Genomic DNA, 26,449 nt, shown 5'->3' with positions numbered 1-26,449 from the left:
AACCTTAGTTATAAAAGTAATATGTTCTTAATTTGGCCGTGGTATACAGTGAATCTCACCATATAAACTTAAATTTAACATTTTTTTCATAGAAGGGCCTGCCCGACCAGCACGAATTATCGCCATGATTAGTATGGGCTTTAACTTGCGATTGAATAGTTATTCTTTTTTTTGCTTGTAATTGGGTTGTTTTGCAGGGTGAGTAATTTAATATGCAGAATATATAAAAATCGTAATTTGTTAGATTTATGACGCACCTCTAAAAGTAAATAATTTGATAACAAAATGTATTTGCTTTATTGCGGTTAAGATGAGGTCAGTAGGTTACGGCGATGGTAACGGTATCGGCATAGTTGTCTGGCGTGTAGTTCGCGCTGGGGACGGTGGCGTAAACCGGGTAGGTAGTTGTTGTTCCCGTACCGTTGCCCGCGACGGTATTGAGTGATGTATTGCCCCAAACCGTACCGGAAGGACCTGGCGTCGAACTAAGCTGGTAGGGGACTTTATCCGTATTTGACCCCGTGCCCGCCATCACGCCGCTGCCTGCCGTATTGCCGTTAGAGGGCTGAAGTCCGATGGTGTAAGGCGTGTTATTGGAACAGGCTACACCCACGGTATTTGACGCCGTAAGGTTACGCCCGGTCGCCCTGGCTGGCGCAAAGCTAATATCGGTTGCAGAGGTGATATTGCACTGTTTGCTTACGGTCGCCGATACGGTGAAAGGCAGCCTGGCGGCAACGGTATCGCCACAGGTTGTTGGCGGGAAAAGCAATCCGGGATTGAGAGTGACAAGGGCTGTTGCCGTCGTATAGCTATCCTGATAATTTCCGGGGACGGCTGCGGTTTGTGGTGTGACGATCTGCGCCGATACCGTGAGTGAACCCGTCACTGGCGTCAGATTCAGCAGGTTAAGCTGTACCATGGGAAAAGTGGTTCCCGACTGATACTGGCTGCCCCAGACTTTGGTGCGCCCGCTATCCTGGTAAAGCTGGTATACCAGTGTTCTGGCAGGCGTTCCGCTTAATGACATATTTCGCGGTGTCACCTGGCCACTGACGGCCGAGGCGCCAATATTAAAACAGAGATTGATCCCTGCCAGCGCGTCACCAAGCTCTTTGGTGCAGGTGTAACTGAACGTCATTGATGACGTTGCGCCTGTCGCAGACAGTGGATTGACCGAACCTAAATTTATGGGTTGAACATTGCTCACCGAACAGGTTACCGCATGGCTAATTGCCGGACAAAAAAGTACGGCAGCGATGAGTAGCAGATGTCTTAACCTCATGAGCGCACTCCTGTTAGTGTGGGCGACAAACCAGCGGGCCTATTTGTACAATCCCCTTTGCTGACACAGGATAGTCAAATTGCACGCGACAACTACCGGTGTCCGTCTCAACGCGCAGCGTGTTGTGCTGTTCCAGGGTGTCGAACCAGGTCATCCCATCAAAACCAACGACAGACGACTGTCCTTTTCCGTTGATGGCGTAAGCCATGCTACCTTCAGGAATTGGCTTACCCTGATTGTCGACGAGGAGAACCTGCGCAGCACGTACGGTGGTGATGCCAAAACTAACCAAAGTACCGGAACGATCTGCAGGCGTGGCATTCGTCTCAACGCGTGCGATCCGCATATTGGTGGGGAGATCCATCGGGTCAATACTGATCAGGTTTTTTTGATAACTGTTGAGCGGCGTGACCAGCAGTAGTCCCTGGTCATCGCTGCGGCCAATCAGGTTATTTTGCAATTTGACTGGAACATCAGGCACGCCGTCAGTTGAGACGACGGCAAAACCATTGTTGATTTCCCTTGCTGCAAACAAGCCGCCTCCCATGGTCACCAGCGATCCGGTTGCGCCTGCGTAGCCGTAATGGTTATCTGGTAAACGGCTGAATCCCGCGTACGCTTTACCATAACGCCCCAGATATCCTACTTCTCCCTGGCCACTTTGTCGGGAAGCCTGCTGACTGGCGGCCAGATTCCAGCCCCAACCGCCGTCGGCAGGCGGCGTCTTGCTTGCGTTGAGCTGATAGCCGGTTTCATCGTTGGTGCGTTGTAGCGTGCTGCTGGCGCTCAGATTGTTATCAGTGGTAATCGTTACCATCAGATAGAGACTGCGATCGCGGTTATCGTCAATGTTCTGGTTGAATCCGGCATTCAGTGAGATGTTGTCTGTAACGGATTTGAACCAGCTGGCGTTAGCGTAGCGCACCGCATTTTCGTGTGGATAACGAAACTGCAGGTAACTCAGGCTGACATTTCCGGCAGATTCCAGCGAATAGCCAATGACCGTGTTGCTGTTAAGCGTTGGGGGCGGCTCACCATAATGGGTGGCGACATCGCGGTAATCGCCAGAAGTTGCCGTGGTACTGGTACTGAAATTAAACCGTCCGCCGGACCAACGATAACCAAAGCTATACAGAAATCCGTTCTGCCCTGAATCGCTACTTGCGGCAAGTGATGTCGAAAATGTGCCGCTGCGGGTTCCCGGGATCCAGTCGTTACTGAAGCCTGCGTTAATTAGTCCATCGCTGGTTTCTGCGTGAGCCCCGGCGGTCAACGTATTGCTAAACCCGCGACGCCACGTAGCGCTCAATACCGGTGCGCTGGCATAGTCAAAAGAGGAATAACCATAATTTTCGCGTACCGTGCCCAATTCTGCCGACCAGGCGGTTAATCCTTCCCGCAGGAGTTGTTGATCGTTGTAGAACGAAAAATTTTGTACGCTCGTTCTGCCCAACGCATCTGTCATCATCACCTGACCCGTTCCCGCGCCGCTGATGTTAGGCATGGTGTTGATCTGAAAACTACCTGCGGGGACTTCTCCGTTGTAGTACCTGACACCGTCCACGTACAGCTCAACGTTTGATGGCAACGTCGCGGATCCCAGATATGCAGGGAGCGGGGTGGTTGGCATATAGGGCTGTAAACCAAAATCGGTGCCTATCTGAATGCCGCCGATACGCGTTGGTCGGGACCAGATGAGTGAGCTTGTCAGGGTATCGCCAACGGTTAACGCCAACATCGTATCAGGAAATGAGGTACGCCAGCTGGTATCAAGGCGCTCAAAGCTGTTATCGGCGTATCCCTCGGTGGAGTACTGCGTCAACTGGGTGGTGCTGAGCACGCCGGCAGCATTGAAGGCGCGAAGTTCACTGAAGGTATTTATTACGCTCTCATCCCCCTGCTGGGTATAGATATCATAATTGAGCAGCGCTCCGCGTGATGTTGTCGCCGTTGGCGCGGTTTCGGTAGGCGAGTTAAGCTGCGTGGTTGCAAGATCGAGTGAACTAAGTGGCGCAGTAAGCGAGAGCGTTTGCAACTGAACGTTGTAGTCAATGGTTAGCTGGGGGATATCGTTCAGGCAGACGGCGTTAGTGGCGTCTGGAGCAAAGCGAAAGCCCATTTTACTCAGGGTATTAGCTCCCGCATAAAGCTTTCCATTATCGTAGCCAAAATGTACCAGCCCAACGGGATTCCCATTTAAGGTGACATCGAGATACAAATCGACTCCCGTAATTTGTGAGGTGCTATTAATAACACCATTCTCACTCTGGTTATTATTCAGCGTTTGTGCGCAAACCATTCCCGATATTAATACTCCATTGAGAAAGCAATATTTCACCAGAAGCCAGAATCTGTTACAGATCTTGTACTGTTTTTTGGCCATTGATTGTGACTTCAATTTTCCCGCCATAATGATTATTACTGGCCGACGGGGAGACTATCCAGCGCATTGTTGAGCCTGGTAAAACGTAGCCTAATAGTCCGGGTGTAATGACTTTTTTAGTACCGTCAGGGCTTATAAATGTTGCAGCAGATAACTGTGCATGCCCATTTTCCTGATTACTGACTTCAATAAATTTTTTGCCATCCAGTTGTTGTAATTTCCATTGCAGTTTTGCCTGCGTTTGTGCCGCTGATGTTGGTTGAATGAAAACGGGAACGGAATAATGCAGCACAAACTGAAGCTTATTTTTTTCTACTTTTGCAGGAGGTAACTCATCTATCGACAAACGATAAGCGTCTTCGGCATGTGCCGAGGGAGGGCTTGTGCGAATAACTCGAATCAACTGACGTTCTCCAGGGGCTAATGCCAACATCGGCGGGCTTATCACCAGCCCCTGAGAGGGGGAAAGTTTGTTGTCATAAGCACTTTGACTCCAGCGAAAAACCCGAACCTGGGCATTGAGCACATTTTCACCCGCGTTACTCAACCAGATACCATCGGCATTTTGCGTCGCTTGCAACGTTAACGTGACCGGGGCTATTTGCAGCCCACTGGCAGTGGCAAGGTTGGCGCTCGCAACCATCCCTAGCAGGCATGCGCAGGCACACTGCTTAACAGGCAGTTTTACTCTCATATAGCTTCCTGAAGTTAGTAGTTAACGTTAACCGTTACCGTGTCGGCATAGTCGTCAGGAGTGAAGTTGGCGCTCGGTGCGGTGGCATAAACAGTAAAAGTTTGCACCAGGCCGGTCTCTGTCGCTGCTACGCCATTCCCAGGTGCGGTGTCGGTGGCGGTATTTCCCCATACCGGACCTGTTGCTGACGTGCGATTTAGCTGATAGGGCACTTTATCGGTATTGGTAGCAGCGTTAGCCACAGAGGACATGGCGCCCGAGCCCGTCGTCGTCCCTCCATTAGCGGCCGACGGCGCCAGCCCGATAAAATAGGGCGTGGTTTTTGAGCAATTAATTGAAATAGTGTTGCTTGCACTGGTATTTGTCGCCGTGGTATTCACCGGACCAAGTGTGATATTTGAAGCCGAACCCGCAGTCACGGTACAGGCCTTTTGAATCGTCATCAGCACCTGAAATGTTCCGTTAACGGTTGCTGCATTTGCCACAGAGATAATGGAAAAGGCGCAGCAACAAAGAATTAAGCGTTTGTCTAAGACTAGAGCCATATCCTTTACCTTTTTCAAATAACCACATTTATTACTTTAGAAAAACAATAATGTGGCACAAGAAGACATAATTTAACCCTAGAATAAGTATTAGGTGTACGCCAGTTGATCTAATGAATTTTACTTAGGAAAAAGGTGATGTCGTCGACAAAAAAATAATACCAACGGGTGAGTATGTTGTTTTGTTTTTATGCTATAGCGGGTGTTAAGTCAGGAGAATAGGGGGCAACATATTCCTTGGATGGTACTCAAAATAACCATCCAAAAAATGAGAGTCGTATGATTTATCTTACACGTATTACGTGTTGGCTACGGGCTGTGGAAAATGACCTTATAACCTTGCTCATTCCAGTGTTGTAGCAGTTCATTTTGTCTGCGGGTTGGCGCGATACCGGTCCAGACAAAAAGCGTTTGCCCAGGGAAAAGTTCAGGTCTTGGCGATTCAATGGGTTCAGCCAGAACGGCAATATGCCAACCAGATTGCGATAAACGCCAGGCTTCGAGCCACAGACGGGTTCTGTCTTCAACATCCCAGGCCATCAGGAGAGCATCCTTTCCTGACTTGCGCCGCGTTTCAGACAGCAGTGTTGCAACATATTCAATCAATGCGCCATCAAACATGCTGTTCATTATGCGGGATGTATTATGGTCAAGTATCAGCCGTTGACGTACGGGAAGATAAACGTGATCAATCAGCGCATCTACGGGGTGAACGCGACCGAGTGCGGTAATTTTGGCTCGCAGCTTCGGTGGATGTGCCATGCGAAGAATGCTCATCATCTCTTCTTGTAATTGATTCCAGTCGTCGTCAGCTTGACGGGTACTGGTTTCCAGCAATGCCTTAACTTTGCCAACAGGTATGCCATTGCTAATCCAACGTTTTATTTCTTCAATACGCTGAATATCTTCTTCATCAAAGAGTCGGTGGCCACCTTCACTGCGTTGAGGTTTGAGTAAACCGTAACGTCGTTGCCATGCCCGAAGGGTGACAGGATTTATCCCGCAACGTTCTGCGACATCCCCAATGCTGTAATAAGCCATAGTTCCCCCGGACACTCCTGATTCTCCGTCACCGATATGCGGTTCCTGCTACTTTGTACAACATTCATCAAATTGTACAAAACATATATAAGATTCTAGCAAAATTAAGATTTACTTTACTATCATGCAAGGAGTAAATGCTGTTTTTTTATGTTCAGCATGAGGGCGGTTGTGGTGATTGTTGATTTATAACAATGCGTTAGTTATTGTGACGCTGAGAAATCATTTTTCTCTGGCCATGCAACAGATGGAATACCATTCAGGCAGGCTTGTGCAAAAAGGTTACCCTGGAAGATTTCAATGCCCGCGGATTCAAGCCACATCCACTCTTCGGGTTTTTCAACGCCGACTGCGGAAATCATAATTTCCAGTGACGCGCAGCATTTGATAATTGCCTGAATGATAGCCTGCCGCGGTCCACTTTTATGCACATCCGTGATCAGCTCGCGGCTTATCTTAATTCGGTCGGGTTGAAAACGAGACAGAAGCTGAAGCCCGGCAAAACCTGCCCCAAAATGGTCTATCGCCACACAGATCCCCGCAGCCTTGAGTGACTTCACGGCCTGCGCGAACGTATCAAAGCGAGAAATAACTTCACTTTCGGTAAACTCTACAATGATTTGTTCAGGCACTAGCCCGTGCGCAGCGATTTCGTTTATAAGAAAGCTGACTGCATTGGGTTTGTTTACCAGGGTCATGGGGAGCAGATTGACTGACAGCATTTTGTCGTTAAGTCCCAGCGCGCTTGCCATTGCAAAAGCAGTCTTTTTGCTCTGCAGATCCGCGGTATACAGTTCCTCAGGATTTAAGTTGTCAAAATAAGTTGCGGGCGTTTCACCGTCTCTACCACGAATAAGTGCTTCCAGAGCAATGACGCGTTGCGACATAGGATCGATAATTGGTTGAAAAGCAAAGCTGAAATCGATATCGGATGGGAGTGTGTTTTCATCCAGGAGAGTACAAGAGTTGTCGGCAATAAAACTCCAGCAATCTGGCGCTGGTATTTCAAAATAGCTCGATTTTTCCGTCGCAAGGACAAATGTGCGGAAAAACTGTAACGCCCTGTCATCATAGGTGAGCTGAAATTTTGATGTTCCCTTATTCAGCACAGCTTGCAGAACGTCATTGCGTTCATGTTTTTGTAGATCAAATAACTCCATTCCCACTTTTCCGAATCTTCTCGCAGGAGCGTAATCACACATCAGCTCAACGATATTGTGGTGCCGTGGATCGTTACAAATACAACAATAAATCTCTTTTACCTGCTCCTCAGGGCCTTCAAGCAGTTGGAAAAAGTGGTGACCGTTAAAGAGTAAGATTCCCGTAACATCAGATCGCCTGTTTTTGATATTTGCGGCTGTCACCATATCCTCAAGCGCTTTGAGGGGGGCGTCATCACGTAGATGGCTGCGGTAAATAATGGTCGTGAGCATGGACAGTCCGGGAATAAGGGAGAGGAAGATATATGACAGTATCAGACAACCCAGGTTATGTCCTGATTTTAATACATTATTCTAACTTTAATTTCACAATTGAACGGTCTGATTAAGATGAAATTTAGCCATGTTACGACGTGGTTTGTACAGTGATCCTAATGTTTATATCAATCGATACAATTATAACTAATTGATTTATATCATTTAGCTCATTTTGGTAAAAACAAATTAATCTTGTTGTACACATTTTTGGTACAACTTTGCTGCTGTTATAAAACTTAATATTCACCAGCATTTTGATACAGGAGCATGACATGCAGCAGCATAACGTTCGCACTGATACTGCAAGCGCGATTTCTCGTTACTTTGCAAAGGCGCATCTGCCAACTCAACAGGAAACATTGGGAGAAATCGTCACTGAGATACTCAAAGATGGACGTAATCTGAACCGCAAATCACTTTGCACTAAGCTTTTGTGTCGTCTTGAAAAAGCATCAGGGGAGAAAGAACAAAAACATTACAATGCGTTAATTGGTCTGCTCTTTGAATAAAATAAACCCCTTATATGATAGGGGTAAGTAGTGAAGGCGTTATGAAGAAAACTGATAGTGAACGCTTGAAACATGAAATTACAGGTTTGGCTGTGCTAGAAATTCTGCGAATGCATAGAGACGTTTCGTTAGCTGCAGTGATTAAGCAATTGCGACTTATGCAGGCCAGTGAAATAGATGGCACACGCAAGCAATTAATTGACAGCGTTATCAATGATTTTACAAACATTAATCCGGAGAAAATAAGCAGAAAACCGGATAAAACCAGAGATGAGAGTGCATTCAGTGCCAGCAAAAACCCTAAATTACATTAAAGATAATCTTCCAGACTATACAAGCGAGGTTACCATGCTCCATGAAATTAATGTCCACAACGTAATGACGGATAAAGCTTTATCAAGTTACTTCCATAATGCAGGTGAGCTATTAGCAGATGAGTCTGTGGTATTGGGGCAGGCGGTAACAAATGTAATTCTGGCAGGTGATAATGTTAATAATAAAAACATCATTTTAAGCCTGATTGGTTCTCTGGAGTCAACGGTTGACGTTGTCCAGGCAGATGTTATCAGAAAAACCCTGGAAATAGTATTGCGCTACACAGCTGACGACGTTTAATAAGTCTTCATATTAACAAAATATGTACAGTACCCTTGTTATATGCTGAAAGCCCTTATGCTAAGCATTTTTTGGATTAAGACTATACATAGCACCCCTCTAAATCAATTATGATTTTTCATTGAGGCCATAATGATGAACATCGTTCAGGAACATACTCTAAACGCAGAGTTATGGATTGATGATATTTTTATCAGGCAAGGGTTAAAGAATATTCTTGCAGATATCGTTTTTGAAGATGACAAGGCGCGACTTGTATTCTTTACCGCGAATCACTTTGAGGCGGTAAAAAAGCAAAATTACAATCTGAAAACGCATCGTCTGGTATTGCTGATTGATGGTCATTTGTATCAGTATCTTAATGATGTTTCGCTTTACAGACTACCAGTAGATATCGGAGTTGCCTCAATCAAACAATTTATTGTTGATATTACTCGTGCTGGTGGTAATCACGAGAATCAATCGGATTCAAATATCTCATTAACCGCGAGAGATAAATATATTTTAACGCAGTTAGGAGAAGGTCGAACTATTTTTGAGATATCCGCATTGTTAAATCTACACTTGAAAACGATTTACCAGGCCAGGCAGAATCTGATCAAGAAGCTTGGTTGTTCTGGGCTGATTGATTTTCAGGGAATACTGCGAGCGCAAATATTCCGCAACTGGCTGGAACATGCCTGAGTAAATCGACAGTTCGTACTTACTGTTGAGGGGGGACGACAGGGCTAATGGCCCTGTCGCGATATTAATAAAACTTTGCTACTCTGTCACCAGTTCATTGATACCCTTCTGCTGATGATGCTTTTTACTCAGCGAGAAGTAGCCAAATATTAGTGTTATTACCACGATGCTCGCCATAATCAGGAAGATTTCCTGATAGCCCACTTTATCAAACAACTTACCGACAGGCAGTGACAGCACGATGATGCCAATGGAACTGGCGATATTGAAGCCAATAAGATATATCGTTGACGACAGGCGCTTATCAAAATTCGCTACGCTGAATTTAAACACTGAAATAACAAACAGTGGGACCTCCAGCGCATGGAGCATTTTAATCAAGGAGATAATATATATATCGGTGAACAGTGCTGAACCCAGGATTCGACAGGTCATGATTGTTCCACCCAGCAGCAATGCGGGTTTAGGCCCGATGCGGTTAATCAGGAACGGAACCAGCGCCATACCGACGGCCTCCATAAAGACTTGTACCGAGTTGAGGTAGCCGTATACGCGTGGTGCCAGTTCGGGATCGTCAAATAAGCTGGCGTAAAACACCGGGAACATCTGCTGATCGTAGATGCTATAGAACGACCAGGTGCCGACGACAAAGATAACGAAAAACCAGAACTGCGAATCTTTAAAGATGGTGAGAAAATCCTTTCGGGTCAGCGCGTCTGGCTCGGGCGAACGTGTATTCGCGGATGCCGGGGCCGGTGCGTCGGTTTTGAACACCACGTTAATCACCAGGAATAACACCCCCATGACCGACACGCACCAGAAGTTAATGTGTGGGTTGATGCTGAAGAAGATACCGCCAACAAAAGTCCCTGCGGCGTAGCCAAGCGATCCCCACAAGCGGGCGGTGCCGAATTCAAAGTTGAATTTGCGGCTCACTTTCTCGACGAAGCTTTCCACCAGACCGCAACCGGCGAGATAGCCAAGGCCAAAGAAAATGGCGCCTAGCACCATGCCAAGCTTGAAGTTGGAGACCAGCAGCGGTTCATAAACATAAATCAGGAACGGACCGCTGAGCGTGATGACAGTCCCCATCATCCAGATAAGGGGTTTGCGGGTACCGAGCTTATCCTGCATAAAACCGTAGCCCAGCATAAACAGCATGCTGAAAAACTGGTTTACGGCATACAGCATTCCCAGCTCCGTTCCGGACAGGCCAAGTTTATTTTTTAGCCATATTGCATAAAAAGACCACCACAACGACCAGGCGGCAAAGAAAAAGAGCAGATACCCGGATGAGTATCGATATTTATCATTACTGAACGGCATATTTATCTTCATGATTTTTCCAATCCAGATCAGGTCATTGTAAGGTCTTTCTGATACGACATAACAGTGCGCTTTATTACGGGGTAATCGTTCTCCGTAGCGACGGTTGTGACTGAATAAAGCTGCTCAGGTGTTGGCTGTCGGGAAACGCGCTTAGCGCGCCACGCCGGGTGGTCGCCAGAGCACCACAAGCGCTGGCCTGCTCGATAAGCGGAAGTAGCGTTGACGTCGATGTGGGCCAGCCTTCTCCGGCGAGTGCCGCCAGCAGCCCGGCCATAAAAGCGTCACCGGCGCCGGTGGTATCGATGCTGTCGACGAGATAGCCGCTTAAAGTCAGCCTGTTGTTCTGCCAGAAAACGATAGCGCCGTCGGCACCGCGGGTTATGACTTTCAGGCGCGCGGGAAAATCAGCCAGACATTCGCAGGCGCTACTGAGACAGTCAGTTTGTGTTAGCCACAGCAGCTCTTCTTCCGACATCTTCAGAATGTCGCTCTGCCGGGCAAACTCGCTGACAAGGTCAAACATCTGCGTCTCGTTGCTCCACATCTGCGCACGCAGATTGATGTCAAAGCTCAGCGTACCGCCGGCCTGTCGCAATGCGTCTATTGCCAGGGTGAGGGTGGCGCGGCACTCAGGGGCAACCAGCGCCAGCGAGCAGAAGTGCAGAATGTCGGCACCAAAGTCGGGCAGGCTCGCCGGGCTGAGAAATTGATCGGCAGACGGATTAACCAAAAACTCAAACTGCCGCTCACCGTTGGGAGCCAGTGAAACCAGTACGGTACTGGTGTGCTGTTGTGCATCAAACTCCAGACTTCCTGTATCCACCTGCGCTGTTACCAGCGTCTGATGCAGAAAGCGTCCAAAAGTGTCATTGCCCACACGGCCGATAAAGCCGCTGTCATGGCCGAGGCGGGCGACGCCGATGGCCACATTGAAGGGCGCGCCTCCCGCACAGGCTTCAAACTGCATATTGTCGCGCGGTAGCAAATCCACCACGGCATCTCCAAGCGTCCAGATTGTCATTATTTTTCCCCAAAGCAGTGAGACGGGTGGTTAATTGGCGGCGAGCGGCCAGGCATGCCCGTTATTAAAAATGGCGTGTCCGTTCTGGCTAAATAAGGTCAGTTGGCGATCGTCCGGTTCAGGATAAATACGGCTGCTGAGGGTGTACTCGCCGTGATTAACAAAGACCTCTACCGACGAACTATCGATAAATAGATGTAGGTCCAGCACATCATTGGCGGGCAGCGGTATGCTACGGCAGCCCGACAGGCCGTGTTGCGGATAGCGGCGTTCAAGCACCAGACGCTGTGCCTGGGTATCGACGAAGACGCGCAGCCCGTCACCCAGCGCGATGCCATACTGTTCAGCATGGCTGCGGGCGATATCGAGGCTCAGTTCGACCTCGAGAGCATGCGCCTTTTCTTCTACCATCAGGGTGCGATTGTTCAGGTCACTGACCGGCCAGACATGAAGCTGACCGCGTAATGCCTCCAGCTCTTTGACCGGGTTCATGCGCAGCCGCAGATCTGCATCGAGCGTCACTTCCCGGGGAAGAGTAAGCATGCCAGCCCAGCCGTCGGCCTGTTCTGGCATCGGCGACTCCCACATGGATAGCCAACCGATCACCACGCGGCGACCGTCCGGAGTGATAAATGACTGAGGGGCGTAAAAATCATGCCCGTGATCCATCTCCTGGAAGGGTTGGGTAACGTGGAACTGATGGTTATCCTGCCATTCGCCGACCATATAGCCGCTCTGGAACAGGTTACGGTAATCGTATCCGTCCGCGGCGATGCCCTGCGGCGAGAACATTAAGACGAGCTTATCGTTCAGTGGGAAGAGGTCCGGACACTCCCACATGTAGCCCATGCCGTCATCGGCCTGGGCGAGCGTACTGGCAAACTGCCAGTGCTGCAGATCCTGCGAGCGATAGAGCTGTACTTCGCCCACGTCATCGACCCGGGCACCCACCACCATGTACCAGCTGTCTCCCTCTTGCCAGACTTTCGGATCGCGAAAATGGTGTACGCCTCGCGGGGTATTCAGAATCATGCCCTGGCGTTCAAAGTGAATCCCGTCGGTGCTGGTAGCCAGGCACTGTACCTGATACAGGTTTTCCTCTTTCGCTTCGCCGTCGAATTTGTGCCCGGTGTAGATCAGGGCCAGTTTATTGCCGTCAACCACCGCTGAACCGGAAAAACAGCCGTCTTTATCTTCTGGTCCTTCTGGCGCCAGTGCTATCGGCAAGTGCTCCCAGTTCACCATGTCGCGGCTGCGCGCATGGCCCCAGTGCATTGGCCCCCAGACCGGTTGCCACGGATAGTGCTGATAGAACGCATGGTAGTAACCATCGAACCAGGACAGGCCGTTAGGGTCATTCATCCAGCCCGCCGGAGGGGCGAGGTGATAGCGCGGATACCAGCGCGGATTGATACGATCTTTTTGCTGGTTTAGGGCCTCGTTGGCCGCGGCGAGTAATGCTGTCATTTGCTTGTCCCTGTCAGTGAATTGAGCAAAAGATAACGTTAACATTCTCGGTTTTCTCGCGGAATTGATGGTAATATCGATGTTAATCACAAAAGTTAACGTTAACATTTTGCGGTTGTTATCAAGATCGCATTTTCAGACCCGGAAGGGTGAACGCCGTCAAAGGAGAGGGTATGGCATCTTTAAAGGATGTGGCGCAACGGGCTAACGTCTCGTTAATGACCGTATCGCGAGCGATTAACGAGCCCGAACGACTGCGGCCAGAAACCTATAAAAAGGTGATGGAAGCGGTAGATGCGCTGGGGTATGTCTCCGATCTCTCCGCGAAAAAAATTCGTGGCGCGAAAACCACGGCTAACACTATCGGGGTGTTAGCGCTGGACACCATGACCACGCCATTTTCCGTGGAGATAACGCTCTCTATCGAAGAGACCGCGCGGGCGCACGGTTGGAATAGCTTTGTGGTGAATATGTTCAGCAATGACCAGCCAGAGAAAATGGTTGATCTGCTGTTGGCGCATCGCCCTGACGGCATTATCTACACCGCGATGGGGCTGCGTCAGGTTCCCGTGCCGGAAAAGCTGCATAAGTATCGCTGCGTGCTGGCGAACTGCGAAAGCATCAGTGGCCCTTTTCCCACCTATATTCCTGATGATGAGCAAGGGCAATACCTTGGCGTGAAAGCGCTGTTGGCCGCAGGCTACCGTCGGCTGCTGTGCATCCACCTGCCAAAAGGGATTGTGGCCACCGATCGCCGCCGGGCGGGAATGGAGCGCGCCTGTCGTGAAGCGGGCGTCGACCCTGATGCCATGTTCCACCACTATCTTCCGGCGGGCGAGAGTCACCATATTGATGCGGCGGAGATTGCCGGGCATTACCTGAGTGGCACGCGTCCGATGTTTGATGCGGTGGTATGCGGTAACGACCGCGTGGCTTTTGTTATCTACCAGGTCTTGCTGGGGCGAGGGTTGCGCATTCCGCAGGATGTTGCCGTACTGGGCTATGACAACATGGTAGGCACCGGCGAGCTGTTTTTGCCGCCGCTATCCACAGTACAGCTGCCGCATTATGAAATTGGCCGTCTCAGTGCACTGCATCTTATCCAGGGGCTCGATCACCGCGATACCGTGCGGGTAGACAGCCCCTGGCTTCCGCGCGCCTCAATATGAGTACGTTCACGTGGCAACTGCTGCTTTGCCAAAATAGCTCAGCTTTTTTGGTCATCGTGTTTGGTGCCAACTTTCAGATGCACAACAGCGGGAACCACTGAGATGCTATGAAATAAAAAATCCACGCAATTGCGTGGATTTTATAGGTTTTTGTGATTCTTATGAGATGTGTTGAGATCTCATGAGACAACAAATTTTATTTAGACGTTGAACAGGAAGTTCATGATATCGCCATCTTTGACGATATAGTCCTTACCTTCGGCACGCATTTTCCCAGCTTCTTTCGCACCTTGCTCACCTTTATAGGTGATGAAATCTTCAAACGCGATGGTTTGTGCGCGGATGAAGCCTTTCTCGAAGTCGGTATGAATTTTACCGGCTGCCTGCGGAGCCGTGGCACCGACAGGAATGGTCCATGCACGGACTTCTTTCACGCCAGCGGTGAAGTAGGTCTGCAGGTTCAGCAATTCGTAACCAGCACGGATAACGCGGTTCAGGCCCGGCTCTTCCAGACCCATTTCAGCCATGAATTCTTCACGGTCAGCATCATCGAGTTCTGCGATGTCAGCTTCAACGGCAGCGCAAACGGCAACCACAACAGAACCTTCGGCAGCCGCGATTTCGCGCACTTTGTCGAGGTACGGGTTGTTCTCAAAACCGTCTTCGTTGACGTTAGCGATATACATGGTTGGCTTCAGGGTCAGGAAGCTCAGGTATTTGATGGCCGCTTTGTCTTCGTCAGTCAGCGTTTTCAGCGCGCGCAGCATGCCGGCGTTTTCCAGCTGTGGCAGGCATTTTTCCAGCGCAGCCAGTTCTGCTTTAGCGTCTTTGTCACCGCCTTTGGCTTTCTTCTGTACGCGATGGATAGCACGCTCACAGGTGTCGAGGTCGGACAACGCCAGCTCGGTATTGATAACCTCGATGTCGTCAGCCGGATCCACTTTGTTATTAACGTGGATGATGTTGTCGTTTTCAAAGCAACGCACCACGTGGCCGATAGCTTCGGTTTCACGGATGTTCGTCAGAAACTGGTTACCCAGACCTTCACCTTTGGACGCGCCTTTTACCAGACCGGCAATGTCGACGAATTCCATCGTTGTAGGCAGGATACGCTGTGGTTTGACGATTTCGGCCAGCTGATCCAGACGCGGATCGGGCATCGGGACAACACCCGTGTTCGGCTCGATAGTACAGAACGGGAAGTTTGCCGCTTCAATACCCGCTTTTGTGAGCGCGTTGAACAGGGTGGATTTGCCTACGTTTGGCAAACCAACGATACCGCATTTGAATCCCATGTTTAAATCACCTTAATCTTTTGATATTCAACCTGTTATGGAAAACAGATTGTAGAAATGTAAATAACTTTGCCTATTATACACAGCACGCGAGAAAAATGCCGCACATCACTGCTTATTGCGCTTTAAAGGTGTGTAACCGGCTCGTAGCTTTGGTCAGGCCATCTTTGAACAAAATCTCGGTACAACGTGCCGCTTCGTCAATCGCTTCATCAATTAACTTCTGTTCTGAAACAGGCGGTTTGCCTAAAACAAATCCGACAACTTTGTTTTTATCGCCCGGATGGCCAATTCCAACGCGTAAACGATGAAAGTTGGGGTTATTACCTAATTTGCTAATGATGTCTTTCAGGCCATTATGTCCGCCATGACCTCCGCCAAGCTTAAATTTGGCCACGCCAGGAGGCAGGTCTAATTCATCGTGCGCGACCAAAATTTCATCGGGGTTGATACGATAAAAACTGGCCATCGCACCGACGGCCTTGCCGCTAAGATTCATAAATGTGGTCGGTACCAGCAGACGGACATCTTCACCTTCAAGCGTTACTCGGGAGGTGTAACCGAAGAATTTCGGCTCATCGCGCAGGGGGGCGCGTAATCTCTCTGCCAGTAGATCGACATACCATGCGCCTGCGTTGTGTCGCGTTGCCGCATACTCTGCGCCGGGGTTCGCCAGGCCGACAATCAATTTAATCGCCACTTGTTTTGTCCTGAGTGTTTCGATAAACGACGTGTAGTTTACTGTCTGACGGTGCGCTTGACAAAAAACTGCGTGCTTATCGCCAAAAGCTGAATAATTGCACAAATGGACTATTAGAAAATGATTATGTTCAGTGGCTTATTTGTAAAGTTTTGTTGCATGAGTGTTTGTAATTGTGATCGCTCCCGCACTTGCGAACGGCAGTGTTGTCTATACTTTACACATAAGGATTAGGGGTATTCCCTGTAACAACCCAAAGTTCCGGAGGTGACACATGAAACGCAAAAACGCTTCGCTACTCGGTAACGTGCTCATGGCTTTAGGGTTGGTGGTAATGGTTGTGGGTGTGGGTTATTCAATTTTAAACCAGTTGCCGCAATTTAATCTGCCGCAGTTTTTCGCACATGGTGCGGTGCTCAGTATTTTTGTTGGCGGTATTCTCTGGTTAGCAGGTGCCAGAGTGGGTGGACACGAACAAATCAGTGACCGTTACTGGTGGGTACGTCATTATGACAAACGCTGTCGTCGTGGTGACACCAATCACCGTCATAACTAAATCCTCCCTCTGTTGAGAGGGCGGTGGTCAGAATGAAGAGCCCCGGTTATAAAACCAGGGCTCTGCTTGTTTATGATCATTGCTTAAACTGGATGCGACAGAATAAGAGAAGAATTATTCGAATAACCGGTAATGTAATGCTCTAATCGCGCTATCTGCATCGTCAGCCGGTAACAGGATGCACAGGTTGTCGTTCGATGCTCCATGGCAAATCATTCGTACCGTATGCTCTTCAAGCCAGGCAAAAACGTCTTTGCAAACTCCCGCAGCCTGTGTGAGTTGATTCCCCACCAAAGTGACCAACGCCAGCCCGGTTTCCACTTCCACACGACAGTGGGAGGATAATGCGGTAAACAATGCGGTGGTCAGTACATGGTCTTCACCTGAGGTTGCATGAGTGGCGTCCAGCGCCAGCGCAATACTATTCTCTGAGGTTGTAACCAAATCCACCGTGACCGCGTGGCGAGCTAAAATGGCGAAGGACTGCGCCAGAAAAGAGCAGGAAGGTTGCTTCTCCAGACTGTGTAACCGCAACAGCGTCTGTTTACGACGCACGGCGAGCGCACGATAGCGAGGTGGATTATCGGTGGTGTTGTGCACCAACGTACCTCCGGCGGCAGTATCCTTACTTGAGCCAACAAAGACCGGAATGCTTTTACGCATTGCCGGGAGTAGCGTAGCCGGGTGGAGGACCTTCGCACCGTAGGCGGCCATATCGCTGGCCTCGGAAAATGAGATATGGTCGATTCGTTTGGCCCGCGGCGCAATGCGTGGGTCGGTGGTGTAGATCCCTGCGACGTCGGTCCAGATGTCAACGCGTGTGGCGTGAAGCGCCTCACCGAGAAGCGTAGCCGTGTAATCACTACCGCCGCGTCCAAGCGTTGTGGTGTGTCCTGCGGCATCACGCCCGATAAATCCCTGAGTCACCATAATCGCTTGCTCAAGACGAGGGCGCAGGTGAGTCTCCACCTGGTGGTGCAGTGTGCCAAGCTCGGGTTCGGCGCAGCCGAAGTTCGCGTTAGTACGCATTACGCAGCGGGCGTCAAACCACTCGGCCTCGGCCTGCCGTTCACGTAAGACTTCAGTAAACAGTAGTGAGGACATCAGCTCGCCATGGCTGACTAATTCATCGCTTAACGCATCAGACGGTGAAACCATCGCCGTTTGTGCAAGACGATGTATGTTGTTGAGAAGATTATCGATTTCCGTGCTGATAACGGAAGGCTGCTTCAGGCGGGAAATAATGTTGTATTGGATGGCGCGTAAAGTCTCAAGCTTATCTAATTGTTGATGCGTTTCCAGACCTTCAGAAAGCTCGACCAGTAAGTTTGTCACGCCTGCTGAAGCAGACAAAACGACTAAACGGACATCTTGATCAGCAAGGACAATGCTGGCGCTTCGGTTCATCGCATCAAAATCAGCGACGCTGGTGCCGCCAAATTTGGCAACGACGGATGGTGGATAAATGCGAGTCATAACAATCTCATATCAGGGCGCCATAAAAGTATGGCTAGAAAATTTTCATTCTCGGCATAAGGGAACAAAGTTCGCCTTACGAAATGTCCGCCCGCGAACATTTCTGCTGACAACCCAGGGTATACCTGTTGTCGATAACGAGTGTCGCCTGTACGCGTTACCGGGTGCTGCGCATTAATTTTATTTACAAAGCCTGCAAATAAGCGCGCCATACTAAGTGATTTATATTAAGGGATCGACTTTTTTATTCGATTTATAGGCAAATAAGTGAAAAATCATGTCGTAACAAGAAAGTGCCTACATTATTAATGGTAAAAACGTGTAAAAAAATAATAAAAACATGAAAATCTCATGGTTTTTATTACATTGTCTGCGTTGCAATTAGCGACAACATTGTTAATTAAATAACTATATTTCTTTAGGATTTAGTAATGGCGGATGGTCTTTGTGCTTTGATTTTTAAGGGGAAAGTTGTTATTTCTGATGCAAGGAAATAAATGATTGAGTCCTAAGCTAAAACAACATATATTAGCCGCGCTTTTTTACAGGTAATCCTTATAACCATTTATTCAATCAGGCGTTAATCTACACCTGGTTGTAGGAGTGATATGATGACGGATAAAGTCCGTATTGATACTTTAAGTGCTAATTCATTACCACAGAGCAATGATACCTTTTTAGCAAGACAGGCTGAGTTTGAATCTAATGTCCGCAGCTATCCACGTAAACTGCCATTAGCGATCGCTAAAGCGCAGGGCGTCTGGATTACTGATGTAGAAAATAATCAATATCTTGATTGCCTGGCAGGTGCCGGAACCCTGGCGCTTGGTCATAACCATCCTGAAGTGCTGCAGAGCATTCAAAGTGTCATCACAAGCGGCTTACCGTTACATACGCTTGACCTTACTACGCCGTTAAAAGATGAATTCTCATCATATTTACTTTCTTTATTACCGGGCCAGGGCAAAGAATATTGCCTGCAGTTCACCGGTCCGTCCGGTGCAGATGCTGTTGAAGCGGCGCTGAAGCTGGCGAAGAAAGTGACCGGCCGTTCCAGCATCATTAGTTTCTCCGGCGGCTACCACGGGATGACCCACGGCGCGCTGTCCGTGACCGGCAACCTGTCGCCGAAAGAAGCGGTCAGCAATATGATGGCGGAAGTGCAGTTTATGCCGTATCCACATCAGTACCGTTGCCCGCTGGGTATCGGCGGCGACGCTGGCGTCAAAGCATTAACTTACTACTTCGAAAACCTGATCAACGACGTTGAAAGCGGCGTGCGTAAACCGGCTGCCGTAATCCTCGAAGCGGTGCAGGGCGAAGGTGGCGTGAATCCGGCTCCGGTCGAATGGCTGCAACGCATTCGTAAAGTGACTCAGGAACACGGCATTCTGCTGATCATCGATGAAGTTCAGGCTGGATTTGCACGTACCGGTAAACTGTTCGCCTTCGAACACGCCGGTATTGAACCTGATATCATTGTGATGTCCAAAGCGGTTGGCGGCGGTCTGCCACTGGCGGTACTGGGCATTAAAAAGCAATTCGATGCGTGGGCTCCGGGCCACCACACTGGCACCTTCCGCGGCAACCAACTGGCGATGGCGACCGGTCTGACAACGCTGAAGATCCTCAAAGACGACAAGATTGCCGATAAAGTTGCCGCCCAGGGCGAATGGCTGAAAGGCAAACTGACTGACCTGCAGAAACGCTACCCGGTTATCGGTCAGGTGCGTGGTCTGGGCCTGATGATCGGCCTGGAAATCGTGAAGCCGAACGAAGCGCAGGATCATATGGGTTGCTACCCGGCTGATGGCGAGCTGTCTGCGTTGCTGCAGAAGAAATGCTTCGAAAACGGGCTGATTCTGGAGCGTGGTGGCCGCAACGGCTGCGTGCTGCGTCTGCTGCCGTCTCTGCTGATCACCAACGCTGAGCTGGAAATTTTCCTCGATAAATTCGAAAACGCCCTGCTGGGCGCTGGCGTGAAGCCGGTTTAAACGGAGTTGGATCGAATGTCAGACGTAAACCCGATTCTGTCCGGCTCGGCGCAAAGCATCGCCGCCTATCAGGACGCTATCGAGCAGAGTACGCAAGCGGTCGTTGAATGGTTGAGGCAGCCTGAGATGTATCAGGGCAAAACCGTTGAGCAACTGCGTGAACGTATCAACCTGAATTTTACGTCTCAGGGCCTGGGCAACCAGGCCGCTATTGAGCGTGCGGTTGAATACTTTCTCAAAGACAGCCTGTTGGTTCACCATCCTCAGTGCGTGGCGCATCTGCACTGCCCAAGTCTAGTGATTAGCCAGGCGGCGGAAGTGCTGATCAACGCCACTAACCAGAGTATGGACTCATGGGACCAAAGCCCGTCCGCCACGATCATTGAGATCAAACTGATTGAATGGCTACGTGAGCAGGTAGGTTATGCGGCAGGCGATGCGGGCGTATTCACCAGCGGCGGCACCCAGAGTAACCTGATGGGCCTGATGCTGGCGCGCGACGCCTTCTTTGCTCGCCAGGGACATTCCATTCAGCAAGATGGTCTGACCGGTGATCTGAGCAAAATTAAAGTGTTCTGCTCTGAAAGCGCGCACTTTTCCGTGCAGAAGAACATGGCGTTAATGGGGCTGGGCTACCGCTCCGTCACCCAGGTGAAGACCGATGCGTTTTCACGCATGGATCTGGCTGACCTGAAAGACAAGCTGGCCCAGGCGAAAGCCAACGGCGAGCAGGTGATGGCCATTGTCGCGACGGCTGGCACGACAGATGCGGGCGCCATCGATCCGTTAGCGGATATTGCGGCGCTGGCGACAGAACATCAGATCTGGATGCACGTGGATGCGGCATGGGGCGGGGCGTTACTGCTTTCTGAACAGTATCGTCACTTCCTCAACGGCCTTGAGCTGGCAGATTCCGTGACGCTGGATTTCCACAAGCAGTTCTTCCAGACCATCAGCTGCGGTGCGTTCCTGTTAAAAGATGCGCGCCACTACGAGCTGATGCGTTACCAGGCGGCGTACCTGAACTCTGATTTCGATGAAGAGGCTGGCGTACCAAACCTGGTATCGAAGTCGCTGCAGACCACGCGTCGTTTCGATGCACTGAAGTTGTGGATGGGCCTCGAAGCGCTGGGCAAAAAGCAGTATGCCGAAATCATTGATAATGGCGTAACGCTGGCGCGTGATGTTGCTGAGTTTGTCAAAACCCAGTCGCATCTTGAACTGGTGATGGAACCACAGCTGGCAAGCGTGCTGTTCCGCTTCCGTCCTGAAAGCGACGATATAGCGTTCGTTGCGCTGCTGAACCAGCGTATTGGCGACGTGCTGCTGGCTTCAGGTAGCGCCAACGTCGGCGTGACCGAAGCGGATGGCATCACCTGCCTGAAGCTGACGCTGCTGAACCCGACGGTGTGCCTGGAAGATGTGAAAGTCCTGCTGGCCAGCGTGAAGGCAACGGCATTGAGCATTTTAAGCGCGTAATTGCCCGGTGGCACTGCGTTTATCGGGCCTACGGGGTCGGCGCAACGTTTGGGTTTTGTAGGCCGGATAAGAGAAGCGCATCCGGCAATAAAAAGGCTCCCATTCACGGGAGCCTTTTTGCTATTTAATATCCGCTAAAGCGGCGTCTTTATTCGGGAAGAATGCCAGACGACCGGGAATCGGCTGAATACCGGCGCGCGCCATAGTGCGCAGCGGCTGAAATTCCAGGTTAGATACCCGCAGTTCGCAGCCTTCAGGCAGCTTTTTCACAAAGCGCTGGAAAGCGTCCAGACCGCCGGCATCCAGTACCGGGACCGCGTCCCACTTCAAGACTACGATGCGTTTACCTTCAATACGCGACTCGAGATCGGTAAATAATCCTTCCGCCGCGGCAAAGAATAGCGGGCCAATGACGCGCAACACCAGCACATCGTCCGGTACGTCTACGTTGACCGGCGCCAGACGCGTCATGCGCGCAATACGACGCATAAACAGTAGAGATGCAAGAACGATACCGACGCTGATGGCGATAACCATATCGAACAGCACCGTCAGCGACATACACATCAGCATGACGATGATGTCGTCTTTCGGCGCATGACGCAGCAAATCCACCACTTTATGCGCTTCACTCATGTTCCATGCCACCATTAGCAGCAGGGCGGCCATGGCGGAAAGCGGTAACCAGGAAAGCAGCGGTGCAAGCACCAGCAGGGCAAGGATCACCAGAATCGCATGGATAACCGCTGAGATTGGTGATGTTGCACCCGCGCGGACGTTTGCCGCAGAACGGGCAATTGCCGCCGTGGCGGTGATACCGCCAAAGAACGGTGCGACGATGTTGCCCAGTCCCTGACCAATCAGCTCACTGTTAGCTTTGTGTTTGGTGCCGGTCATCCCATCGAGTACGACGGCGCACAGCAGAGATTCGATCGCCCCGAGCATTGCCATCGAGAAGGCTGCCGGTAACAGCGCCTGTAACGAGCTCCAGCTCAGAGTAAAGTTTGACTCTGGCATATTCCACGGTAATACCAGTTGCGGCAGCAACTGTGGGATACCATTGCCCTGCGAGCCGTCAGCCAGAATATAGTGGAACTGAGATCCGATGGTGGCGACATGGCCGCCGGTCAGGTTCACGATACCCATTACCGCACAGCCTGCCAGGAGTGCGGGAAGGTGGCCCGGTAATCGGATACCCAAACGCGGCCAGAAAATCAGGATCCCCAGTGTCACCACGCCAATCGCGGCATCACCCACGTTGATGGTCGGCAAAGCCATAAATAGCGCGCCCACCTTCTGCAAATAGTGCTCTGGCACGTGGGTCATTTGCAGGCCGAGAAAATCTTTAATCTGCATAGTACCGATGGTGATACCGATACCTGAGGTAAAACCTAACGTCACGGAGACCGGAATATATTCGATCAAACGACCAAAGCGGGCGAGGCCGAAAAGGATCAGGAATATCCCGGACATGAGTGTGGCAACCAGCAGGCCTGCCAGCCCAAACTGTTGCGACACCGGATACAGAATCACCACGAAGGCAGCGGTTGGGCCAGATACGCTAAAGCGCGACCCCCCGGTAAGGGCGATAACAATCCCAGCAACGGCTGAGGTATACAGACCGTACTGCGGAGCAACGCCACTGCCTATTGCCAGCGCCATCGCCAGTGGAATGGCAATGATCCCAACCGTTATCCCGGCGATCAGGTCGCGGGTGAAGCGGGAAGCAGTATATTTTTCTTTCCAACAAGCGTCGATGAGGGCGCGGAAAGGCATCACATGTGAGGAAAATAATCTGTTCACAATAATGTTTCATCCATGGGCGCATCATCTGTCAACTGAATGGCAGGTGAAGGAGGCAAAAGTCATACAAATAAATATTACAGATAAAAAAACCCGCCGCAGCGGGTTTTTGAGCCGGGCTCGATTAATGCTCGAACATAGCAGAGATGGATTCTTCGTTGCTGATACGACGAATCGCTTCGGCCAGCATACCCGACAGGGTCAATGTACGCACGTTTGGCAGTGCTTTGATTTCGTCAGTCAGTGGAATTGTGTCACAGACAACGACTTCATCAATAACAGAGTTGCGCAGGTTGTTTGCCGCATTACCTGAGAAGATCGGGTGGGTTGCGTAAGCAAATACGCGTTTTGCACCACGTTCTTTCAGTGCTTCTGCTGCTTTGCACAGCGTACCGCCGGTATCGATCATGTCATCAACCAGCACGCAGTCACGACCTGCAACGTCACCAATAATGTGCATCACCTGAGAAACGTTCGCACGCGGGCGACGTTTGTCGATGATAGCCATATCGGTATCGTTCAGCAGTTTAGCGATAGCGCGGGCACGCACGACGCCACCGATATCCGGAGAAACCACAATTGGGTTGTCCAGGTTCAGCTGCAGCATGTCTTCTAACAGGATCGGGCTACCGAATACGTTATCAACCGGTACATCGAAGAAGCCCTGGATCTGTTCAGCATGCAGGTCAACGGTGAGGACGCGGTCAACGCCAACGCTGGACAGGAAATCAGCGACGACTTTAGCGGTAATCGGTACACGAGCGGAACGTACGCGACGATCCTGACGTGCATAGCCGAAGTAAGGAATAACGGCGGTGATACGGCCTGCGGAAGCACGGCGCAGCGCATCAACCATAACGACCAATTCCATCAGGTTGTCGTTAGTAGGGGCACAAGTGGACTGGATGATGAAAATATCACCACCGCGTACATTTTCATTAATTTGTACGCTGACTTCGCCGTCGCTAAAGCGACCTACAGCGGCGTCGCCGAGTGAAGTGTACAGGCGGTTGGCAATACGTTGTGCTAGTTCCGGGGTGGCGTTACCAGCAAAAAGCTTCATATCAGGCACGAGAAGAACCTCAGGCATGCGTCCATTGGTGGAAAGAATCTGCCGAAAACTGTGCGGGCCAGGCAGTATCCTCTCCATGCGGTGTATTAAAGAGCGCGATGCAACGTCTGGAACAGGGTGACGTTGTCACCGCAACTCAGCTTGCCCGGCTTACTCGTTATCCTTCGTGTTTCATGTTCGCTGGCATCAATTCCTCACACCAGTCACATACTTTTGTATGCTCCTGGCGGTTCGTCATTTCGCCATCTTCCTGAAACCACAAGGATTTAGAGTAACGCTCTGTGCAATGGGGAGAGGTTGACGCCTTTCGCCACAAAGCCTTTGAGCCATTCCGGGGCTTGCTCAAGCACCTGGCGAGCACGAGACTCAGTGTCAAATTCAGCAAAGACACAAGCCCCTGTACCAGTCAGGCGCGACGGCGCGTATTCTAACAGCCAGGAAAGCGCCGCATCAACCTCGCGAAAACGTTTTCTTGCGATAACCTCGCAATCATTGCCGAATTCACATTTTAGTAACGTTTTTATTGACCTTTTTGGCGTGTTGCGCGGGAGGTCGGGATCGTTAAAAATCACCGGTGTCGGAATGCTGACTCCCGGGTGAGCAACCAGATACCACTTTTCTTCAGGCTCGACCGGCGTCAGAATTTCTCCAACACCTTCGGCAAAGGCCGCATGGCCGCGCACGAACACGGGAACATCCGCCCCTAGGGTTAAACCGAGTGCCGCCAGTTCATCAATCGAAAGTCCACACTGCCAGAGATGGTTAAGCGCCACCAGAACGGTTGCCGCATTTGATGAACCACCGCCGAGGCCGCCGCCCATCGGCAGGCGTTTGTCGATACTGATGTCCGCACCGCTCCCTTTGGGAAGGCGATTGCTTTCAGATGCTACCTTCATCAGCAAACGTGCCGCACGGACGATCAGGTTGTCTTCGTGCGCAACGCCTTCCACCGGGGTTAACAGGCGAATTTCGCCGTCGCCACGCAGCGCAATATCTATCGTGTCGCCATAATCAAGAAACTGAAATAGCGTTTGCAGCGAGTGGTAACCGTCCGCACGTTGCCCGGTGATGTATAAAAACAGATTCAGTTTTGCCGGAGAGGGCCAATGAGTCATCATTTCACAATCCAGTTGTCCATTTTCAGCTTAATACGCTGATCGCCGTCCGACAGCTCCATGTTTGCCGGCATCGCTGGCTGGGTTTTGCTGTCGTAGCCGCTATAGACCACTTTCCAGTTTTTACCGTCTTTGCTGTAATTCACTTCACTTAGACGGTATTGATCATCGAGTTTGTAATCGGTGGCATCTCCCGGCAGACCAAGGATCCACTGGCGCAGGCTATTCAATGGGATAGGCATGCCAGTCAGTTTGCCGATCATCTCTTCAGCGTCGTCGGCAGTGTAGTGCTTGCCTTTGTTATCGACCAGTTCGACGTTGCCCGGCTGCGCATTGAGTTCCAGTTCAGTGCTGCCCAGTGGGTTGGTCAGCAGGAGACGATAGCGATCCTGACCGGTTTGCTGCCAGAAAAAGCGGGCATACACTTTCTGTTGATCGGAAATATAGGCAAACGCACCGCGCGTCTGATATTGGTTCAGGGCGCGTACTTCCTGCTGGTGCTGGCGCCACTGCGGGGAATCGGGGCTTTTGCCGGGACCTTTCGGCGCGTTGAGGGTACAGGCACTAAGAACCAGGGCCGCAAGGGGCAGCAGGCGAATCAGGCGAAAATCAGGCAGGGTCATAATGATGACAAATCCTTGAGATACGTTGCAGTTATAACTCTTAATGCTAGCGCCGCCATCAGACATCGTCTACGTTCAAGTTATCTTAAATCGCTTAAATTTGTGCACTAAGCTAT

24 protein-coding genes are annotated in these 26,449 nt (G+C 50.5%); 8 read left to right on the top strand and 16 right to left on the bottom strand.

Going from position 1 to position 26,449, the window contains the following annotated elements; translation table 11 throughout:
• Positions 1-316: 316 nt before the first annotated feature.
• From C2U41_RS10615 to C2U41_RS10590, 6 genes are all read right to left on the bottom strand, one after another.
• Positions 317-1,285: a Csu type fimbrial protein gene (locus tag C2U41_RS10615; RefSeq protein WP_103848640.1), complete on the bottom strand. Its 969-nt coding sequence runs from the start codon at positions 1,283-1,285 to the stop codon at positions 317-319.
• Between the two features lie 13 nt (positions 1,286-1,298).
• Positions 1,299-3,584, bottom strand: coding sequence for a fimbria/pilus outer membrane usher protein (locus C2U41_RS10610; protein WP_103848641.1), 2,286 nt, complete (start codon positions 3,582-3,584; stop codon positions 1,299-1,301).
• Between the two features lie 55 nt (positions 3,585-3,639).
• On the bottom strand, positions 3,640-4,362 hold the full coding sequence (locus C2U41_RS10605; protein WP_103848642.1) for a fimbrial biogenesis chaperone: 723 nt from the start codon (positions 4,360-4,362) through the stop codon (positions 3,640-3,642).
• 14 nt (positions 4,363-4,376) lie between these two features.
• A complete protein-coding gene (locus C2U41_RS10600) occupies positions 4,377-4,907 on the bottom strand; it encodes a Csu type fimbrial protein (protein WP_103848643.1) in 531 nt (176 codons plus the stop codon).
• A gap of 309 nt (positions 4,908-5,216) precedes the next feature.
• On the bottom strand, positions 5,217-5,948 hold the full coding sequence (locus C2U41_RS10595) for a MerR family transcriptional regulator (RefSeq protein ID WP_048232160.1): 732 nt from the start codon (positions 5,946-5,948) through the stop codon (positions 5,217-5,219).
• Between the two features lie 203 nt (positions 5,949-6,151).
• Positions 6,152-7,381 carry a diguanylate phosphodiesterase gene (locus C2U41_RS10590; protein WP_016150366.1) on the bottom strand — a complete coding sequence of 410 codons (1,230 nt, stop codon included), beginning with the start codon at positions 7,379-7,381 and terminating at the stop codon, positions 6,152-6,154.
• 317 nt (positions 7,382-7,698) lie between these two features.
• Between C2U41_RS10590 and ycgZ the strand changes: the two genes are divergently transcribed.
• The 4 genes from ycgZ to C2U41_RS10570 all read left to right on the top strand — a co-directional run bounded on the left by ycgZ (position 7,699) and on the right by C2U41_RS10570 (position 9,234).
• Complete coding sequence (gene ycgZ / locus C2U41_RS10585; RefSeq protein WP_003020856.1) at positions 7,699-7,935, top strand: regulatory protein YcgZ; 237 nt, start codon at positions 7,699-7,701, stop codon at positions 7,933-7,935.
• Positions 7,936-7,976: 41 nt separating this feature from the next.
• A complete protein-coding gene (locus tag C2U41_RS10580; protein WP_003844030.1) occupies positions 7,977-8,249 on the top strand; it encodes a hypothetical protein in 273 nt (90 codons plus the stop codon).
• A 34-nt stretch (positions 8,250-8,283) separates the two neighbouring features.
• Positions 8,284-8,550, top strand: a complete 267-nt coding sequence (locus C2U41_RS10575) for a biofilm development regulator YmgB/AriR family protein (RefSeq protein WP_003020849.1) — start codon at positions 8,284-8,286, stop codon at positions 8,548-8,550.
• Between the two features lie 132 nt (positions 8,551-8,682).
• Positions 8,683-9,234, top strand: coding sequence for a LuxR C-terminal-related transcriptional regulator (locus C2U41_RS10570; RefSeq protein ID WP_003020846.1), 552 nt, complete (start codon positions 8,683-8,685; stop codon positions 9,232-9,234).
• 78 nt (positions 9,235-9,312) lie between these two features.
• Here C2U41_RS10570 and C2U41_RS10565 read toward each other — a convergent pair whose 3' ends face one another.
• The 3 genes from C2U41_RS10565 to C2U41_RS10555 form a co-directional block, all read right to left on the bottom strand.
• The gene (locus C2U41_RS10565) at positions 9,313-10,572 is read right to left on the bottom strand and encodes an MFS transporter (protein ID WP_103848644.1); all 1,260 of its coding nucleotides are present in this window, start codon (positions 10,570-10,572) and stop codon (positions 9,313-9,315) included.
• Positions 10,573-10,636: 64 nt separating this feature from the next.
• Complete coding sequence (locus C2U41_RS10560; RefSeq protein ID WP_103848645.1) at positions 10,637-11,584, bottom strand: aminoimidazole riboside kinase; 948 nt, start codon at positions 11,582-11,584, stop codon at positions 10,637-10,639.
• A gap of 30 nt (positions 11,585-11,614) precedes the next feature.
• Positions 11,615-13,051, bottom strand: a complete 1,437-nt coding sequence (locus tag C2U41_RS10555) for a glycoside hydrolase family 32 protein (RefSeq protein ID WP_103848646.1) — start codon at positions 13,049-13,051, stop codon at positions 11,615-11,617.
• Between the two features lie 173 nt (positions 13,052-13,224).
• Here C2U41_RS10555 and C2U41_RS10550 point away from each other — a divergent pair, with 173 nt between their 5' ends.
• On the top strand, positions 13,225-14,220 hold the full coding sequence (locus C2U41_RS10550) for a LacI family DNA-binding transcriptional regulator (protein ID WP_003020837.1): 996 nt from the start codon (positions 13,225-13,227) through the stop codon (positions 14,218-14,220).
• Positions 14,221-14,420: 200 nt separating this feature from the next.
• Here the strand turns inward: C2U41_RS10550 and ychF are convergent, their stop codons facing one another.
• Together ychF and pth are read right to left on the bottom strand one after the other, a co-directional pair.
• The gene (gene ychF, locus C2U41_RS10545) at positions 14,421-15,515 is read right to left on the bottom strand and encodes a redox-regulated ATPase YchF (RefSeq protein WP_003020818.1); all 1,095 of its coding nucleotides are present in this window, start codon (positions 15,513-15,515) and stop codon (positions 14,421-14,423) included.
• Between the two features lie 115 nt (positions 15,516-15,630).
• Positions 15,631-16,215: an aminoacyl-tRNA hydrolase gene (gene pth / locus C2U41_RS10540; RefSeq protein WP_003020814.1), complete on the bottom strand. Its 585-nt coding sequence runs from the start codon at positions 16,213-16,215 to the stop codon at positions 15,631-15,633.
• Between the two features lie 274 nt (positions 16,216-16,489).
• Between pth and ychH the strand changes: the two genes are divergently transcribed.
• Positions 16,490-16,771 carry a stress-induced protein YchH gene (ychH, locus tag C2U41_RS10535; protein ID WP_003020810.1) on the top strand — a complete coding sequence of 94 codons (282 nt, stop codon included), beginning with the start codon at positions 16,490-16,492 and terminating at the stop codon, positions 16,769-16,771.
• Positions 16,772-16,885: 114 nt separating this feature from the next.
• Here the strand turns inward: ychH and lysC are convergent, their stop codons facing one another.
• Positions 16,886-18,247 (bottom strand): lysine-sensitive aspartokinase 3, encoded by a 1,362-nt coding sequence (gene lysC, locus C2U41_RS10530; protein WP_003020806.1) that lies wholly within the window; start codon positions 18,245-18,247, stop codon positions 16,886-16,888.
• Positions 18,248-18,855: 608 nt separating this feature from the next.
• Between lysC and C2U41_RS10525 the strand changes: the two genes are divergently transcribed.
• Both C2U41_RS10525 and C2U41_RS10520 read left to right on the top strand, forming a co-directional pair.
• On the top strand, positions 18,856-20,241 hold the full coding sequence (locus C2U41_RS10525; RefSeq protein WP_032935444.1) for a diaminobutyrate--2-oxoglutarate transaminase: 1,386 nt from the start codon (positions 18,856-18,858) through the stop codon (positions 20,239-20,241).
• A 15-nt stretch (positions 20,242-20,256) separates the two neighbouring features.
• Positions 20,257-21,720 (top strand): pyridoxal phosphate-dependent decarboxylase family protein, encoded by a 1,464-nt coding sequence (locus C2U41_RS10520; protein ID WP_016150357.1) that lies wholly within the window; start codon positions 20,257-20,259, stop codon positions 21,718-21,720.
• A 120-nt stretch (positions 21,721-21,840) separates the two neighbouring features.
• Here C2U41_RS10520 and dauA read toward each other — a convergent pair whose 3' ends face one another.
• From dauA to lolB, 4 genes are all read right to left on the bottom strand, one after another.
• Complete coding sequence (dauA, locus tag C2U41_RS10515) at positions 21,841-23,496, bottom strand: C4-dicarboxylic acid transporter DauA (RefSeq protein WP_008322586.1); 1,656 nt, start codon at positions 23,494-23,496, stop codon at positions 21,841-21,843.
• 151 nt (positions 23,497-23,647) lie between these two features.
• Positions 23,648-24,595, bottom strand: a complete 948-nt coding sequence (prs, locus tag C2U41_RS10510) for a ribose-phosphate diphosphokinase (protein ID WP_001518537.1) — start codon at positions 24,593-24,595, stop codon at positions 23,648-23,650.
• A gap of 266 nt (positions 24,596-24,861) precedes the next feature.
• Complete coding sequence (gene ispE, locus C2U41_RS10505; RefSeq protein ID WP_032935447.1) at positions 24,862-25,713, bottom strand: 4-(cytidine 5'-diphospho)-2-C-methyl-D-erythritol kinase; 852 nt, start codon at positions 25,711-25,713, stop codon at positions 24,862-24,864.
• Positions 25,710-26,333 (bottom strand): lipoprotein insertase outer membrane protein LolB, encoded by a 624-nt coding sequence (lolB, locus tag C2U41_RS10500; RefSeq protein ID WP_003841325.1) that lies wholly within the window; start codon positions 26,331-26,333, stop codon positions 25,710-25,712. Before lolB ends, ispE begins: the two co-directional genes overlap by 4 nt.
• Positions 26,334-26,449 lie beyond the last annotated feature (116 nt).

This window comes from Citrobacter freundii complex sp. CFNIH4 (assembly GCF_002934505.1).
GTDB lineage: Bacteria > Pseudomonadota > Gammaproteobacteria > Enterobacterales > Enterobacteriaceae > Citrobacter > Citrobacter freundii.
Note: the sequence above shows the minus strand (reverse complement) of the source record. Positions and strands in the feature narration are given on the sequence as shown.